This window comes from Desulforamulus putei DSM 12395, assembly GCF_900129195.1.
GTDB classification, from domain to species: domain Bacteria; phylum Bacillota; class Desulfotomaculia; order Desulfotomaculales; family Desulfotomaculaceae; genus Desulfotomaculum; species Desulfotomaculum putei.
Genome location: NZ_FQUY01000006.1, coordinates 41,090 through 57,039, shown reverse-complemented (window position 1 = coordinate 57,039; position 15,950 = coordinate 41,090). Strand labels below are relative to the sequence as shown.

The 15,950-nt window shown below is 55.2% G+C and carries 12 protein-coding genes; 11 read left to right on the top strand and 1 reads right to left on the bottom strand.

Annotation, left to right across the window (positions count from 1 at the left end):
• Position 1 precedes the first annotated feature (1 nt).
• The 11 genes from ilvC (at position 2) to glmS (ending at position 14,931) form a co-directional block, all read left to right on the top strand.
• On the top strand, positions 2-994 hold the full coding sequence (gene ilvC, locus BUB67_RS05685; protein WP_073237110.1) for a ketol-acid reductoisomerase: 993 nt from the start codon (positions 2-4) through the stop codon (positions 992-994).
• Positions 995-1,140: 146 nt separating this feature from the next.
• Positions 1,141-2,811 (top strand): biosynthetic-type acetolactate synthase large subunit, encoded by a 1,671-nt coding sequence (gene ilvB, locus BUB67_RS05680; RefSeq protein ID WP_073237107.1) that lies wholly within the window; start codon positions 1,141-1,143, stop codon positions 2,809-2,811.
• A 20-nt stretch (positions 2,812-2,831) separates the two neighbouring features.
• Entirely contained in the window at positions 2,832-4,349 is a 1,518-nt protein-coding gene (locus tag BUB67_RS05675) for a 2-isopropylmalate synthase (protein ID WP_073237104.1), read from the top strand.
• Positions 4,350-4,563: 214 nt separating this feature from the next.
• The gene (gene leuC, locus BUB67_RS05665; RefSeq protein ID WP_073237098.1) at positions 4,564-5,826 is read left to right on the top strand and encodes a 3-isopropylmalate dehydratase large subunit; all 1,263 of its coding nucleotides are present in this window, start codon (positions 4,564-4,566) and stop codon (positions 5,824-5,826) included.
• Complete coding sequence (gene leuD / locus BUB67_RS05660; RefSeq protein ID WP_073237095.1) at positions 5,827-6,327, top strand: 3-isopropylmalate dehydratase small subunit; 501 nt, start codon at positions 5,827-5,829, stop codon at positions 6,325-6,327.
• On the top strand, positions 6,320-7,390 hold the full coding sequence (leuB, locus tag BUB67_RS05655) for a 3-isopropylmalate dehydrogenase (protein ID WP_073237090.1): 1,071 nt from the start codon (positions 6,320-6,322) through the stop codon (positions 7,388-7,390). Before leuD ends, leuB begins: the two co-directional genes overlap by 8 nt.
• A 65-nt stretch (positions 7,391-7,455) precedes the next feature.
• Positions 7,456-9,051, top strand: a complete 1,596-nt coding sequence (cimA, locus tag BUB67_RS05650; RefSeq protein ID WP_073237087.1) for a citramalate synthase — start codon at positions 7,456-7,458, stop codon at positions 9,049-9,051.
• 364 nt (positions 9,052-9,415) lie between these two features.
• Positions 9,416-10,240: a diadenylate cyclase CdaA gene (gene cdaA, locus BUB67_RS05645; protein WP_073237082.1), complete on the top strand. Its 825-nt coding sequence runs from the start codon at positions 9,416-9,418 to the stop codon at positions 10,238-10,240.
• Positions 10,237-11,211 (top strand): CdaR family protein, encoded by a 975-nt coding sequence (locus BUB67_RS05640; protein WP_073237079.1) that lies wholly within the window; start codon positions 10,237-10,239, stop codon positions 11,209-11,211. Before cdaA ends, BUB67_RS05640 begins: the two co-directional genes overlap by 4 nt.
• 182 nt (positions 11,212-11,393) lie before the next feature.
• Positions 11,394-12,728, top strand: a complete 1,335-nt coding sequence (gene glmM, locus BUB67_RS05635; RefSeq protein ID WP_073237075.1) for a phosphoglucosamine mutase — start codon at positions 11,394-11,396, stop codon at positions 12,726-12,728.
• 373 nt (positions 12,729-13,101) lie between these two features.
• The gene (gene glmS, locus BUB67_RS05630) at positions 13,102-14,931 is read left to right on the top strand and encodes a glutamine--fructose-6-phosphate transaminase (isomerizing) (protein WP_073237071.1); all 1,830 of its coding nucleotides are present in this window, start codon (positions 13,102-13,104) and stop codon (positions 14,929-14,931) included.
• A 272-nt stretch (positions 14,932-15,203) separates the two neighbouring features.
• Here glmS and BUB67_RS05625 read toward each other — a convergent pair whose 3' ends face one another.
• A complete protein-coding gene (locus BUB67_RS05625; RefSeq protein WP_073237066.1) occupies positions 15,204-15,710 on the bottom strand; it encodes a DUF6642 family protein in 507 nt (168 codons plus the stop codon).
• Positions 15,711-15,950: the final 240 nt, after the last annotated feature.

Here is a 15,950-nt window from a genome sequence, read left to right as displayed (position 1 = left end):
CATGGTAAGAATTTATTACGATGCAGATGCAAATTTGGAGTACCTGAAAGGCAAAAAGATTGCCGTGCTGGGTTACGGCAGTCAGGGCCATGCCCAGGCCCAAAGCCTTCGAGATAGCGGTTTGGATGTGGTGGTGGGCCTGCGCAAAGACAGCCCCCGCTGGGCTAGGGCCGAAGCCGACGGTCTGGAAGTGGCCATTGTACCCGAAGCCTGCGCCAGGGCTGATGTAATTCAGGTCCTGCTCCCCGATGAAATCCAGGGACGGGTCTATGCCGAAGAAATCGAGCCCTACCTGACCGAAGGCAAGGCTCTGATGTTCTCCCACGGTTTCAATATCCACTTTGGCCAAATTGTACCGCCCAAGCATGTGGATGTCTTTCTGGTGGCCCCCAAGAGCCCCGGCCATTTGGTAAGGCGCATGTATGTTGAAGGCAAGGGTGTACCCGGACTGGTGGCCGTTTACCAGGACTACACCGGTAAAGCTAAAGACCTTGCCCTGGCCTATGCCAAGGGGATCGGCTGCACCAAAGCCGGTGTTTTCGAGACCACCTTTAAGGAAGAAACCGAGACCGACCTCTTTGGCGAGCAGGCGGTCCTGTGCGGCGGTGTCAGTGAACTCATCAAGGCCGGTTTCGAAACCCTGGTGGAAGCGGGCTATGCCCCTGAAATGGCTTACTTCGAGTGTCTGCACGAGCTGAAATTAATTGTGGACCTCATCTATGAGGGAGGCCTTTCCCGCATGAGATACTCCGTCAGCAATACCGCTGAATACGGCGACTATATGGTAGGTCCCCGCATCATCACCGAAGAAACCCGGCAGGAAATGAGACGGGTGCTGGCGGAAATCCAGGACGGCACCTTCGCCCGCAACTGGATGCTGGAAAACCAGGTCAAAGGGCCGCAGTTCCATGCCATCCGCAAAATGGAACAGGAGCACCCCATTGAAAAGGTTGGCGCCGAACTTCGCAAAATGATGCCTTGGCTCAAGAAGTAGACGTCGGTCGTCGGATGTCTGACGTCAGGAATAAAAATATAAAGGTGTTAGCTGGCGGCTGTCGGTCTTCCGGTATGACCAATGGTTTTACTGACGACCGACGACTAACGACTAACGACTAACGACCAAAACGGGAGGGATATGCTTTGGAAATTACCTGTGCCGAAGCGTTGGTTCGCTGCCTGGAGATGGAGGGTGTGGAGTTAATCTTTGGTTATCCCGGTGGTGCCATCCTCCCTGTGTACGATGCCCTGAAAGACAGCAAGATCAAGCATATTCTTACCCGGCACGAGCAGGGGGCGGCCCATGCGGCCAGCGGTTACGCCCGGACCACCGGCAGGGTGGGGGTCTGTATGGCCACCTCCGGTCCCGGCGCCACCAACCTGGTAACCGGCCTGGCCAACGCCTACATGGATTCTATTCCGCTGGTGGCCATTACCGGGCAGGTTCCCACCGTTCAGGTAGGGACCGATGCCTTTCAAGAGGTAGATATCACCGGTATCACCATGCCCATTACCAAACATAACTACCTGGTGAAAGACCCCAAAATGCTGCCCATGATTGTCAAGCGGGCCTTTCATATCGCCCGTACAGGCAGGCCGGGACCGGTGTTGATCGACCTGCCCAAGGACATCGCCATGACCCCTATCCAGTTCAAATATCCCGACGATGTTAAACTAATGGGATACAAACCCACCGTCAAGGGGCACGGGGCCCAAATCAACCAGGCAGCCAAACTCATCATGCAGGCCCAGCGGCCGGTCATTTACATAGGCGGCGGTGTGGTGAACGCCAACGCCTCGGAAGAACTGGTGTGGCTGGCAGAAACCATCGATGCCCCGGTGGTCTCCACCCTGATGGGGCTGGGCGCCTTTCCCGGCGACCACCCCCTGTTCCTAGGCATGCTGGGGCTGCACGGCAACAAAGCTGCCAACCTGGCGGTTACCGAGTGCGACCTGTTGATTACCCTGGGCGCCCGCTTTGACGACCGGGTCACCGGCAGAGTGGCCGGGTTTGCTCCTCGTGCCCGGGTCATCCATGTGGACATCGACCCGGCGGAAATCAGTAAAAACGTGATATCCCACCTACCCATCGTGGGCGACACCAAAAAGGTCCTGGAGGCCCTGCTGGTGCGGTTGGACAAAAAACAAAACACCACCTGGATTAACACCGTGGGTTACTGGAAGCATGAATTTGCTCCCAGGTACCGGCCGGGGGGCGAGTATCTGAAACCGCAATATATAATAGAAGAAATTTACCGTCACACCGGCGGTGACGTCATCGTGGCCACCGATGTGGGCCAGCACCAGATGTGGGTGGCCCAGCACTTTGCCTTTAAATATCCCCGGAAATTTGTCACCTCCGGCGGTCTGGGCTGCATGGGATTCGGGTTGCCCGGCGCCATCGGCGCCCAGTTCGGCAGACCCGACGAAACGGTGGTGCTGGTAACCGGTGACGGCAGTTTTCAAATGACCCTCAATGAACTGGCCACCGCTGCGGAACAAAGCCTGCCGTTGAAAATCTTCGTGTTAAATAACAGGCGGCTGGGGATGGTGCGGCAACTGCAGGAGTTTTACTGCGACAAGCGGTACATGGCGGTGGACTTCACCTTCGTGCCGGACTTTGCGGCCCTGGCCCGGGTCTATGGCTTTAAGGGTTTCACCGTCCGTACCGATCAAGAATTGCAGACTGCCCTGACCGAAGCTTTCAGTGACCAGGGGCCGGTGCTGGTGGATTGTGCCATCGACCCCGATGAGAATGTGATGCCAATGGTGCTGGCAGGCGCCGATATCTGCGACGCTTTGGACTATGAATAGATTTGACGGGAGGGAATGGATTGAGCAACCGGGTTTACATCTTTGATACCACCCTGCGGGACGGCGAGCAGTCCCCGGGCGTCAGTTTAAATATTAATGAGAAACTGCAAATTGCCAGGCAACTTACGCGCTTGGGCGTGGACATTATTGAAGCTGGTTTCCCCATTACCTCTCCCGGCGATTTTGCCGCTGTTCAGGCAGTGGCCAGGGAGGTGCGGGGCGTCACCGTGGCAGGTCTGGCCCGTGCCAACTTCAAGGACATCGACAGCGCCTGGGAAGCCCTGCGGGACGCCGAGCAGGCCCGTATTCATACCTTCATAGCCACCTCTGACATTCACCTGAAATACAAATTGCGCAAGGACCGGGACCAGGTGGTGGAGGCGGCGGTGGCAGCAGTGAAACACGCTAAAAAATACACCTCGGATGTGGAGTTTTCCGCCGAGGACGCCTCCCGCTCCGATGTGGACTATCTGGCCCGGGTCTTCGGCGAAGTCATTAAAGCCGGGGCCACGGTTATCAACATACCGGACACCGTGGGCTATGCCATGCCCGAGGAGTTCGCCCTGTTTATCAAGCAGGTCATGGAAAGGACGCCCGGCATTGAAAAGGTCATTGTCAGCGTGCACTGCCATGACGACCTGGGTCTGGCGGTGGCCAACTCCCTGGCCGCCGTGGGCGCCGGCGCCCGTCAGGTGGAAGGCACCATTAACGGCATCGGGGAAAGGGCCGGCAACGCCGCCCTGGAAGAGGTGGTCATGGGCCTGTACACCCGCAAGGACCGTTACGGCCTTACCACCGGGTTTAACACCCGGGAAATTTACCGGACCAGCCGGTTGGTCAGTTCATTAACCGGTATGCCGGTGCAGCCCAACAAGGCGGTGGTGGGCAAGAACGCCTTTGCCCACGAGTCCGGCATCCACCAGGACGGTGTGCTGAAGGAGCGAACTACCTACGAAATTATGAACCCTGAGATGGTTGGCATTGCCGCCAGCAACCTGGTGCTGGGCAAACATTCCGGCCGCCATGCCTTCCGGGACCGCCTGGCCGAGCTGGGTTACAACTTGACCGATGATGAACTGAACCTGGCCTTTGCCAGATTCAAATCCCTGGCGGACAAAAAGAAGGAAATTACCGATGAAGACCTGCAGGCCATAGTGGATGACGAAATCCGGCACATTCCGGACACCTATACGCTGGAATATTTCCACATCTCCAGCGGCACTACCGTGGTGCCCACCGCCACCGTGGGGCTGCGGGTGGGCGATGAGCGGAAAGAAGACGCCGCCTGCGGCGACGGTCCGGTGGACGCCATCTATAAAGCTGTGGACAAAATTACCGGCCTCTCCTGCACCCTGGTCAACTATACCATCAATGCCATCACCGGCGGCAAAGACGCCCTGGGTGACGTCACCGTGAAGCTCAAGTGCAACGGGCGGGAAAAAATTTACACCGGCCGGGGCGTCAGCACCGATATCCTGGAAGCCTCCGCCAGGGCCTATGTAAATGCGGTGAATAAGTTGATCTATGATAGGGGTTGAGGCGGTAGGGAAGTATCTGCTTCAAAGGCAGGCCGGCATGGTTTGTTTGGCCATCAGCCGTCAGCCATCGGCCATCAGCCTTTGGGGTTACCTTTTAATTCAGAGTGATGAACAAAATAGTAGGTTTGCAAGTGGTAAAAGGTTTGTACTTATACAATACAGGCCGACGGCCGAGGGCTGAAGGCTGACAGCTAATTAAGAGAGGTGAAGTACCGTGCCAATGACAATTACAGAAAAGATACTGGCTGCGGCAGCAGGGAAAGACAGCGTAAAACCCGGGGAACTGATCAACGCCAGGGTAGACCTGGTGTTGGCCAACGACATTACGGCGCCGGTGGCCATCAAAGAATTTCAAAAGATCGGCCTGGAGAGGGTTTGGGATAAAGAAAGAGTGGCCCTGGTGCCCGACCATTTCACCCCCAACAAGGACATCAAATCTGCGGAACAGGCAAAGCTGGTGCGGGACTTCGCCCACTGCCAGGAACTGACCAACTATTTTGAAGTGGGCCGCATGGGTATCGAGCACTGCCTGCTGCCCGAGCAGGGGCTGGTGGGACCCGGTGACGTCGTCATCGGGGCGGACTCCCACACCTGCACCTACGGCGCCCTAGGGGCCTTTGCCACCGGCGTGGGCAGCACCGACCTGGCCGCTGCCATGGCCTTGGGAGAAACCTGGTTTAAAGTGCCGGAATCCATGAAATTTATTTATAACGGCCGGTTAAACAAATGGGTGGGCGGCAAGGACCTCATCCTCTACACCATCGGCAAAATCGGTGTGGACGGCGCCCTGTACCGTGCCATGGAGTTCTGCGGCGAAGCCATCCGCCAGCTCTCCATGGACGGCCGCTTTACCATGTGCAACATGGCCATTGAAGCCGGGGGCAAAAACGGCATTATCGAACCCGATGAAATCACCCGGCAGTATGTGGAAGGCAGGACCAAACGTCCCTACACCTTCTATACCAGCGACCCGGACGCCAGCTATGCGGAAGTTTACGAATTTGACGTAACCAAGATCGAACCCCAGGTGGCCTTCCCCCATCTGCCCGAAAATGCCCGTCCGGTCAGTGAAGCCGGCAGGGTGGACATCGACCAGGCCGTCATCGGCTCCTGCACCAACGGGCGTATGGAAGATCTGCGCCTGGCTGCCGAGGTCCTCAAAGGGAAAAAAGTCAACAAGCGAGTCAGGTTGATTATCATCCCCGGCACCCAGGAAATTTACCGCCAGGCCATGCGGGAAGGCTTATTTGAAATCTTCCTGGATGCCGGAGCGGTTATCAGCACACCCACCTGCGGCCCTTGCTTGGGCGGCCACATGGGCATCCTGGCCAAAGGGGAGCGCTGCATCGCCACCACCAACCGTAACTTTGTGGGCCGTATGGGCCATGCCGAGAGCGAAGTGTACCTGGCCAACCCGGCGGTCACCGCGGCCAGCGCCGTGACCGGCCGTATTTCCCATCCCGAGGAGGTGCTGTAAATGAAGCTGCAGGGAAAAGTCTGGAAGTTCGGCAACGACGTGGATACCGATCTAATCATCGCCGCCCGCTATCTGAACAGCTCCGACCCGGCGGAACTGGCCCGGCACTGCATGGAGGATGCCGATCCCCGGTTTGCTTCCAGGGTACAGCCCGGCGACATCATCGTGGCAGCCAAGAATTTCGGCTGCGGCAGTTCCCGGGAACATGCTCCCATTGCCATTAAGGCCGCCGGGGTGTCCTGCGTGGTGGCCAAATCCTTTGCCCGTATTTTTTACCGCAATGCCTTTAATATTGGCTTGCCCATTTTTGAATGTCCCGAGATCATCGACGAACTGAAGGAAGGGGATACTATCACCGTTGACGCCGCCACCGGCGCCATCACCAATCTTACCACCGGCAAAAAGTACCAGGCGGCGCCTATCCCGGATTTCATGCGGCAAATCATTGAGGCCGGCGGACTCATCAACTATGTAAAAGGACGGGTGAAGCAAGGTGTATAAAATCGCGCTATTGCCCGGTGACGGCATCGGGCCGGAAATTGTCCCCCAGGCGGTCAGGGTCCTGCAGGCCGTGGCGGAAAAATTCAATCGGGAGTTTCAATTTCAGACAGCCATGATCGGAGGAGCGGCTTACGACGCCACCGGCCACCCGCTGCCGGAAGAAACTTTGGCGGTCTGCCGCAACAGCGATGCCATTTTGCTGGGGGCGGTGGGCGGACCCAAGTGGGATAACCTGGAGCCTGAACTGCGTCCCGAGCGGGGAGCCCTACTGCCCCTGCGCAAAAAGCTGGGCCTCTATGCCAACTTGCGCCCGGCGGTGGTAAATCCCGCCCTGGCCGATGCCTCCACCCTGAAGGAAGAACTGGTGTCCGGACTGAATATCTTGATTATACGGGAGTTAACCGGCGGGCTGTACTTTGGGGAAAAGCGCCGGGAAGACCTGCCCGGCGGGGGACAGAAAGCGGTGGAGACCCTGGAGTACACCACCGCCGAGGTGGAACGGGTGGCCCGGCTGGGCTTTGAAATGGCCCGCAAAAGAAACAAAAAATTGACGTCCGTAGATAAAGCCAACGTATTGGAAAGCTCCCGCCTGTGGCGGGAGGTGGTGGAAAGCCTGGCCGGAGAATACCCGGATGTGGAACTGAGCCACATGTACGTGGATAACTGCGCCATGCAGCTGGTGCGCAATCCCAAACAGTTTGACGTGCTGGTGACCGAGAATATGTTCGGCGACATCCTAACCGACCTGGCTTCCCAGCTCACCGGCTCCATCGGTATGCTGCCCTCGGCCAGCCTGGGCGGCGAAGTGGCCCTTTACGAGCCCATCCATGGTTCCGCGCCGGACATCGCCGGCCAGAACCTGGCCAACCCCATTGCCACCATCCTGTCCGCCGCCATGATGCTGCGCATCTCCTTCGGCCTGGAAGCCGAAGCAACTGCCATCGAGCAGGCCGTGGACAGAGTGCTGCAGCAAGGCTGCCGCACCGGCGACATCATGCAGCCCGGTAAAAACCGCCTGGGTACGGTGGAAATGACGGAAGCGATTATTAATGCTTTGGGCTGAAGTTTCTTTGATGTGGTTATGATACTAAACGCACGATATACACCACGTAAGAAAAACCCCATAGCATGAATGAGGTGGTTCACATTGGGAATTTAGCACCAACGATCAAAATCTACGATACCACCCTGCGGGACGGCACCCAGGGGGAGGGGGTCAGCCTCTCGGCCGAGGATAAAATTAAAATTGCCCTGCGGTTGGATGAAATGGGCTTCCATTATATTGAAGGGGGCTGGCCCGGTTCCAATCCTAAAGACATGGAATTCTTCAACCGCATCCAACAATACACCCTGAAACACGCGGTGATTGCCGCCTTTGGCAGCACCTGCCGTCCCGGCGTGGAACCGTCCCGGGATGTCAACCTGAACCGCCTGCTGGAAGCAGGCGTCAAAGTAGCCACCATTTTCGGCAAAGCATGGGACTTTCATGTGACCCGGGCGTTAAACACCACTCTGGAAGAGAATTTGCGTATGGTGCGGGAATCTGTGGCTTATCTCAAGGACCACGGCCTCACGGTGTTTTTCGACGGGGAGCATTTCTTTGACGGCTACAAAGCCAATGCCGGTTATGCCCTGGAGGTCCTGAAGGCGGCGGTGCAGGGCGGCGCCGATGCAGTAATCCTCTGCGATACCAACGGGGGGAGCCTGCCCCTGGAGGTCTTTCAGGCCGTAACCCGGGTAAGGGAAGAACTGCCCGGGGTGGAACTGGGTATCCATGCCCACAATGACGGGGAAATGGCGGTGGCCAATTCCCTGATGGCCGTGCAGGCCGGGGCAACCCAGGTGCAGGGTACCGTCAACGGGCTGGGAGAGCGGTGCGGCAACGCCAATCTCTGCTCCGTCATCCCAAACCTCACCTTTAAACTGGGCTGCCCCACCATTCCCCGGGAAAACCTGGTCTACCTGACGGAGCTCTCCCGCTATGTATACGAACTGGCCAATTTGAACCCCGTGGCCAACCAACCCTATGTGGGAGAGAGCGCCTTTGCCCACAAGGGAGGCATCCATGTCAGCGCCCTCATAAAGGAACCGGGTACCTATGAACACCTGGACCCGGCGTTGGTGGGCAATACCCGGCGGGTGTTGATGTCCGAGCTGGCGGGGATTTCCAACATCCTGTATAAATACAAGGAACTTCATTTAGACAAGAACAGCCCCGAGGGCCGGCAGGTGCTGGAACAGCTGAAAAATTTGGAGCACCGCGGCTACCAGTTTGAGGCGGCCGAGGGCTCCCTGGAACTGATGCTGAGAAAAGCCCTGAACGGTTACCGGGAACCCTTCCAACTGCAAAGCATGCGGCTTATCCTGGAGATGAGGGAAGAGCAGCCCATCCACTCGGAAGCTGTTATCAAATTAAAAGTAGGAGAAGAAATTGTACACACTGCCGCCGAAGGAAACGGCCCGGTGAATGCTCTGGACAATGCCCTGCGCAAGGCGCTGGAAACCTTTTTTCCAGAAGTGGCGGGCCTCAGGCTGCTGGATTACAAAGTTCGGGTACTGCAAGAAAAAGCCGGCACCGAAGCCATGGTCCGCGTCTTAATTGAAACCGGCAACGGCAAAAAGACATGGGGAACGGTGGGCGTTTCCACCAACATCATTGAAGCCAGCTGGCAGGCCCTGGCAGACAGTATGGCCTACGGACTGCTGAAAGAACAAAAGATATAATGTCAGAACAAAGAAGATCCGGAAGATTTTTTCCGGGTCTTCTTCTTTTTTGGCTCAAATTGCCTGGAAAATATTAGTCTGCCCCGGCCGGGCAATCATATACGGGTAACTTTGTCTTTACCTCCGGCTGCAGTCACTGTCCAAACCCTTTGGCACACAGTTTAATAATGAAGGAAAAGCCTATCTGCCCGCTAAATAAGATTGGGACTTCGGACCCAATCTTATTTTTCTCCCTGCCAAAAGTGAAAATATTCCTTATAATAATTAGAAGGTTAAATGTAATTTGGTATCGAAAAAAACATCAGTGGATTGGTGCGTCTTTTTGAGAAATACTACGAATATCTGAGAATGGGGGGAGTGCCGGTTGCTGGAACAACTCAAGGCGCTGAACCTTGACATATTAAATTTCACCAGCATTTTGGACATTTTGCTGGTAAGCTTTGTTTTTTACCGCTTTATGCGAATTATTCAGGGAACCCGGGCGGTGCAGCTTATTAAGGGGCTGGTGGTTCTTTTGGTGGCCACCACCGCCAGCAGTTGGCTGCACCTGTATACCATCAACTGGCTGCTCCAACAGGTCATGACTGCCCTGGTGGTGGCGCTGCCCATTGTGTTTCAGCCCGAACTGCGGCGGGCGCTGGAAACCCTGGGACGGGGGAAATTTTTTACCAGGACTGTCAACACCCTTAAAGAAGCCGACAGGAGCCGTATGATTAATGAGGTGGTGCGGGCGGTTCAGGTGCTGACCAAGAATAAAATGGGCGCCCTCATCATCATCGAAAGAGTGACCGGTCTGGAAGAATACATCGACTCCGGGGTTAAAATTGACGGTATTGTCTCCGCCGAATTTCTGGTCAATATTTTCATTCCCAACACCCCCCTCCATGACGGGGCCGTCATCATCCGGGGCGACCGGGTAACCGCCGCCGCCTGTTTCCTGCCCCTGTCGGAAAACCCCTACTTGAGCAAGGAACTGGGCACCCGGCACCGGGCCGGCATCGGGGTTTCCGAGGTTTCCGACGCGGTGGCCGTCATTGTTTCCGAAGAAACCGGCGCCATTTCCCTGGCCATGGACGGGGCCATTGACCGTATGCTGGACGAATCCACCCTGAAACAAAAATTAAACGATGCCCTGGAGCAAAAACATTACGGTTCATTGAGCGGGGTATTTAGGAGGAACGAGCAATGATCCGGCTGAAATGGAGCAACAACTCCATGATGCTGCTCTCGGTACTGCTGGCCGTTTTGCTGTGGGTATATGTCAATAACGCGCAAAACCCCGTTAAGGAGCAGGAATTCAGAGTAACCTTGGAGACCCGGGGAGAACTGCCCCAGGGCTTAACCTTAAATGGCCTGCCGAAAAGTGTCACCGTGCGGGTGCAGGGGAAAACCGCCCAGCTGTCCGGTATCAGGCCGGCAGATTTCCAGGCCATTGTAGATTTAAGTTATATCACAGAGGGTGAAACCACCCGGCCTGTTCAAGTCACCGCCCCCAGCGGTCTGCAGGTGGTGCAGGTAAACCCCTCCCGGGTTACTATCACGGTGGAAAGGGTCATCCAAAAACAGCTTCCGGTCACCGCAGTGGTGAAAGGAGAACCGTTGAGCGGCCATACCGCACTGGAACCGGTGGTGCAGCCCACGGCTGTCCTGGTCCGGGGTCCGGCCCGCATTCTCAAAGATTTGAAAAAACTGGAGCTAACCGTTGATATTACAGGGACCAACCAGAATATCGAGCAGCTGCTGATGATCCCCCTGCCTGCGGGAGTCACCGCTTCCCCGGACCGGGTAAAAGTGCTGGTGCCTGTCACCCGCGCCCTGCCTTCCCGGACATTACCGGTGGTACCCCGCTATACAGGCAGCCCGGCGGATTCCTACCAGGTGCTGCGGGTAATCCCCCAGCCGGCCACGGTACAGGTCTATGCGCCGGTTGAAGTGTTAAGGAATCTGGAAAGCATCAGTACCGAAACCATCCGCATCGACGGAATTTCCGGTGATGTGTTAAAGGAAGCACGGCTGCTGCTGCCCGAAGGCGTGGTGGATATCGTGCCGGGTAAAGTAGAGCTGGCGTTCCAGGTGAAGCCCAAACAACCGCCTACCCAGGAACCGCCGGAAAAGCCCCAGGAGAATCCCAGTCCGACGGAGCCCAATAAACAGCCCTGAGAGCGATTTCCGGCTCCGACAGACCGATGCCGGGCCTGTGCATTTTCGCCGGGGTGGACAAAATCAAAGGGCCGGTCCGGTTCATACTATGTTAAAAAATTGACATACAAAACTTGTCGGTTATATAATAGCTTTGATTTATCAAGAGCTTCCTTGTAGGATAAGGGGGAAATAAACGTATAATGGCGAAACTATTTGGCACCGACGGAGTGCGCGGGGTGGCCAATACAGAACTGACCGCCGAGCTGGCCTTCCGGTTGGGGCGGGCAGGGGCTCATGTCTTAACCAGACAGGGCCATCCCCGGAAAGTTATCATTGGCCGGGATACCCGAATTTCCGGCGATATGCTGGAAGCGGCCTTGGCGGCCGGTATTTGTTCCGTAGGGGTGGATGTCTACAAAGTAGGCGTGTTGCCCACGCCGGCCATTGCCTATTTAACCAGAAAGTTAGGAGCGGGAGCCGGGGTGGTGATTTCCGCCTCCCACAACCCCGTTGCGGATAACGGTATTAAATTCTTCGGCCCCAGCGGTTACAAGCTGCCGGACGAACTGGAAGCCCAAATTGAAAAACTGGCTACAGATCCGGAGGCCCACCTGCCGAAACCCACCGGCGGGGACCTGGGCCGCATGTACATGGTGGAAAATGCTCTGGACCAGTATGTGGAGTATGTCAAAGGCACCATTTCCACCGACCTGCAGGGTCTGAAAGTGGTGGTGGACTGCGCCAACGGGGCAGCCTACCGGGTAGCGCCCCGGGTATTGTCCGAACTGGGAGCGGAAGTCATTCCCATCTTCCACCTGCCCGACGGGGTCAACATTAACGACAACTGCGGTTCAACCCACCCGGAGGCCTTAATGGCAGAGGTTGTTAAACAGGGCGCAGACCTGGGCCTGGCCCACGACGGGGACGCCGACCGGGTGCTGGCCGTAGATCATGCTGGCAACCTGGTGGACGGTGACCAGATCATGGTACTCTGCGCCAAGCACTTAAAGGCCAGGGGCAAGCTGCGCAAGAACACCGTGGTGGTCACCGTTATGAGCAACCTGGGCCTGCACAAGGCCCTGGAAAAAAGCGATATCAACGTGGTGGAAACCAAAGTGGGCGACCGCTATGTGCTGGAAAAACTGCTGGAGACCGGCACCCGTTTTGGCGGCGAACAATCCGGCCATATCATTTTTCTTGAACACAACACCACCGGTGATGGTATAATAACAGCATTGCAGCTGCTTTCAGTGGTGAAAGAAACCGGCAAACCCCTGGCCCAACTGGCGGGGCAGATGGAAAAATACCCCCAGATTCTAAAAAATGTCAGGGTGCAGGATAAAACAGCTGTCATGAACAGCCCCATCATCACCGAAGCCATCCGCCGTTTTGAGCGGGACCTGGCCGGTCAGGGACGCATTCTGGTCCGCCCTTCGGGCACCGAACCCCTGGTGCGCATCATGGTGGAAGGCAAGGACATGGAGGAACTCCAAGCCATCGTCGACAAAATGGCAGAAATTGTGGGCAGCATTTAACTGCTGCCCACATAATATAAACTTAGTAGCCCTCATACACGCCTAGCGAGCGAACAAGGGAGGTGATACCGGCGTGCAACGGCAGGAAAACTAAATAAAAAAACAAGCGCCAGAACCCTGGCCCTTCAGGGTTGACGAGGAGAGGGAGTATCGATGTATTCGGCGGATGCCCTCCGGCCCGGTCACGGCCGCAGCGTAGAACAAATCCGGGAGGCAACTCCCGGGCCAAAGACTACAGGTGACCAACAGGCGGCATTTTGGAAGTGTTCACGCCCTGGTATGGTATTGCCTTTACCGGGGCAAATTACACAATAAACAAAGAAGCCGTGGCCGGTATGGCCGCGGCATGACTATTTTAAGGAGGTCGACATCTATGTGCGGCGTAGTGGGCTATGTGGGCAGCAGACCCGCAACACCTATCATCCTGGAAGGATTAAAGAAACTTGAATATAGAGGGTATGATTCATCCGGCGTGGCGGTCCTAGACCAGGACGGCTTAAAGGTAGAAAAGAAAGTGGGTCGCTTGGCCGAACTGGAAAAGGCTTTGAGCGGCAGGGAACTGCATGCCACCATCGGCATCGGGCATACCCGCTGGGCCACCCACGGCCGTCCCAGTGATATCAACGCACACCCCCATACATCCAACGACGGTAAAATCGCCGTGGTACACAACGGGATTATCGAAAACTACCTGCAGCTGCGGGAATGGCTTTCTTCCATGGGCCATGTCTTTAAATCCGAGACCGACACCGAAGTGATCCCGCATTTAATCGAGTATTTCTACAAAGGGGATTTGGTTGAAGCAGTGCAAAAGACCGTTTCCCACCTGGAAGGTTCCTATGCCATCATGGCCATCTCGGTGGACCAGCCGGGACGTATTGTGGCCGTACGCCAGGATATGCCTCTGGTGGTGGGCCTGGGCCAGGGCGAAAACCTGCTGGCCTCGGACATCCCGGCCCTGCTCAAACACACCCGCCGGTGCTACCTGCTCAATGACGGGGATGTGGTGGAATTGAAAGCGGACCAGGTCATCATCCGGGATGTCACCGGCCAAGTGGTTGAGAAAGAAATCTTTGAAGTCACCTGGGATGCCGAAGAAGCGGAAAAGGGCGGCTACGATCACTTCATGCTGAAGGAAATCCACGAGCAGCCCCGGGCCCTCCGGGACACCCTCAAAGGCCGCATTTCCCATGCCGGCGACAAAGTCATTTTGGATGAAATTAAAATGACCCCCGAACAAATCAAGGGGATCAAAAGAATCATGATTACCGCTTGCGGCACCGCTTATCACGCAGGCCTGGTGGGTAAATACGTCATCGAGCAGCTGGTGCGGCTTCCCGTGGAAGTGGATATTGCTTCCGAATTCCGCTACCGCGACCCCATTATAGATAAAGACACCCTGGTGGTGGTTGTCAGCCAATCCGGCGAAACCGCCGACACCCTGGCAGCCCTGCGGGAAGCCCGCCGCCGCGGCGCCCGGGTGGTGGCCGTCACCAACGTCATCGCCAGCTCGGTGGCCCGGGAAGCCGACGACATCATTTATACCTGGGCCGGCCCGGAAATCTCTGTGGCCTCCACCAAGGCCTACACCACCCAGCTGGTGGCCATGTACCTGCTGGCCCTCTACCTGGCCCAGGAACGCAACACCCTGGCCGCCGGCAACATCAAAGAAATCCTGGGTGAACTGAAGTCCATCTACGCCAAAGCCCAGGAAGTCCTGGACAACGTGGAGCCCATTAAAGAATTCGCCAAGCAGTACCACAAAGCTGAAGACACCTTTTTTATCGGCCGCGGCCTGGACTATGCCGTAGCTTTGGAAGGTTCTCTGAAACTGAAGGAGATCTCCTATATCCACGCCGAAGCCTACGCCGCCGGCGAACTCAAACACGGCACCCTGGCCTTGATCGTGGAAAACATCCCGGTCATTGCCCTGGCCACCCAGCAGAGCCTGTTTGAAAAAATGGTCAGCAACATCAAAGAAGTCAAAGCCAGAGACGCTTCCGTCATTGCCCTGGCCATGGCAGGCCACACCGAAGTGGAAAAAGTAGCCGACCAGGTGCTGTATATCCCCAAGACCCACCAGGTCCTGGCACCGATTCTGACGGTAATTCCGCTGCAACTGCTGGCGTATTATATGGCCGTGTATCGTGGTTGTGATGTTGATAAACCGAGGAATTTGGCGAAGAGTGTGACGGTGGAGTAAGAAATAAAACGTTACATATAAAAAATACTTTTATATGTAACAACAAATGACAGTTAGTCCCTTTACAAATGATAGTATGCTACCCCAAATAGTCACCCCAATTAGACGGGGTGGCTTCTTTTTGGTTTGGGAACTATCCTGAAAATATAATTTTTCATCCTTCTGCTGGTGCCGCGTCAGCGGCATGTGGGTCTATATGGTTAAATTTTCGAACTTGGGGTGCAATTCTAAGCCAATTTACTAATGGCTTTTATAACCAACGTCGTTTTTTATTAAAGACTGCTAATTATCCTAAATTTCAGCTTTTCACAGAGTGAAGAGTGTACTGCTGAAAAATCTTTTATGGCCTCCTCAATATTCTTATGATTACTTAAGAAATCAATAAAAATCATCTCAAAGGCAAGTGATTCAATGAAATCGACATCATCTCTAAATCCGGTCACATATGATGCACCGGTAAGCTTCATAAATTTTTTGATGCGGTTCTCAGTACCTTTAACGACCGAGCATGAATCAAAATGAATTAGATGCCCGGAAAATAGGTTTTCTTTAATTTGCATTGAAGCCTCTGCGAGTTGTTCCAAACTTAATGAGTCTTCACCAAAATGTATCTTACCTGGTTCACCATGACCACATAAAAATAGTACACAAAAGTCATCATTAGCTTTGTTTATCTGTTTCAACTTTTTAAGACAATATTTAAATTCAGCAACTGTGTTTGCAGTTCTGTATATGTACTTTACCTTAGTAGGATAAATACCTTTAGTACATTGCAACATGGGTTCCTTCCCAATCGGACTCTATACAAAAAATAAATTTCATCCTAAATTCTCTCCTTTAAAAAGGGCGTAAATTATCTTCTAAGGCCTAGCAATGAAAGGTCACTACGGGGGGAAGTATGGAGAAGACAGGTTTATGCGGAAAATCCACTCTGGTACGTCACCTAGTTCGCTCACTGGATCCAATGCGCTCCAAGCGGTTTATCTCAGCCAAGCACGATGAAACCCCGGGATTTTTAC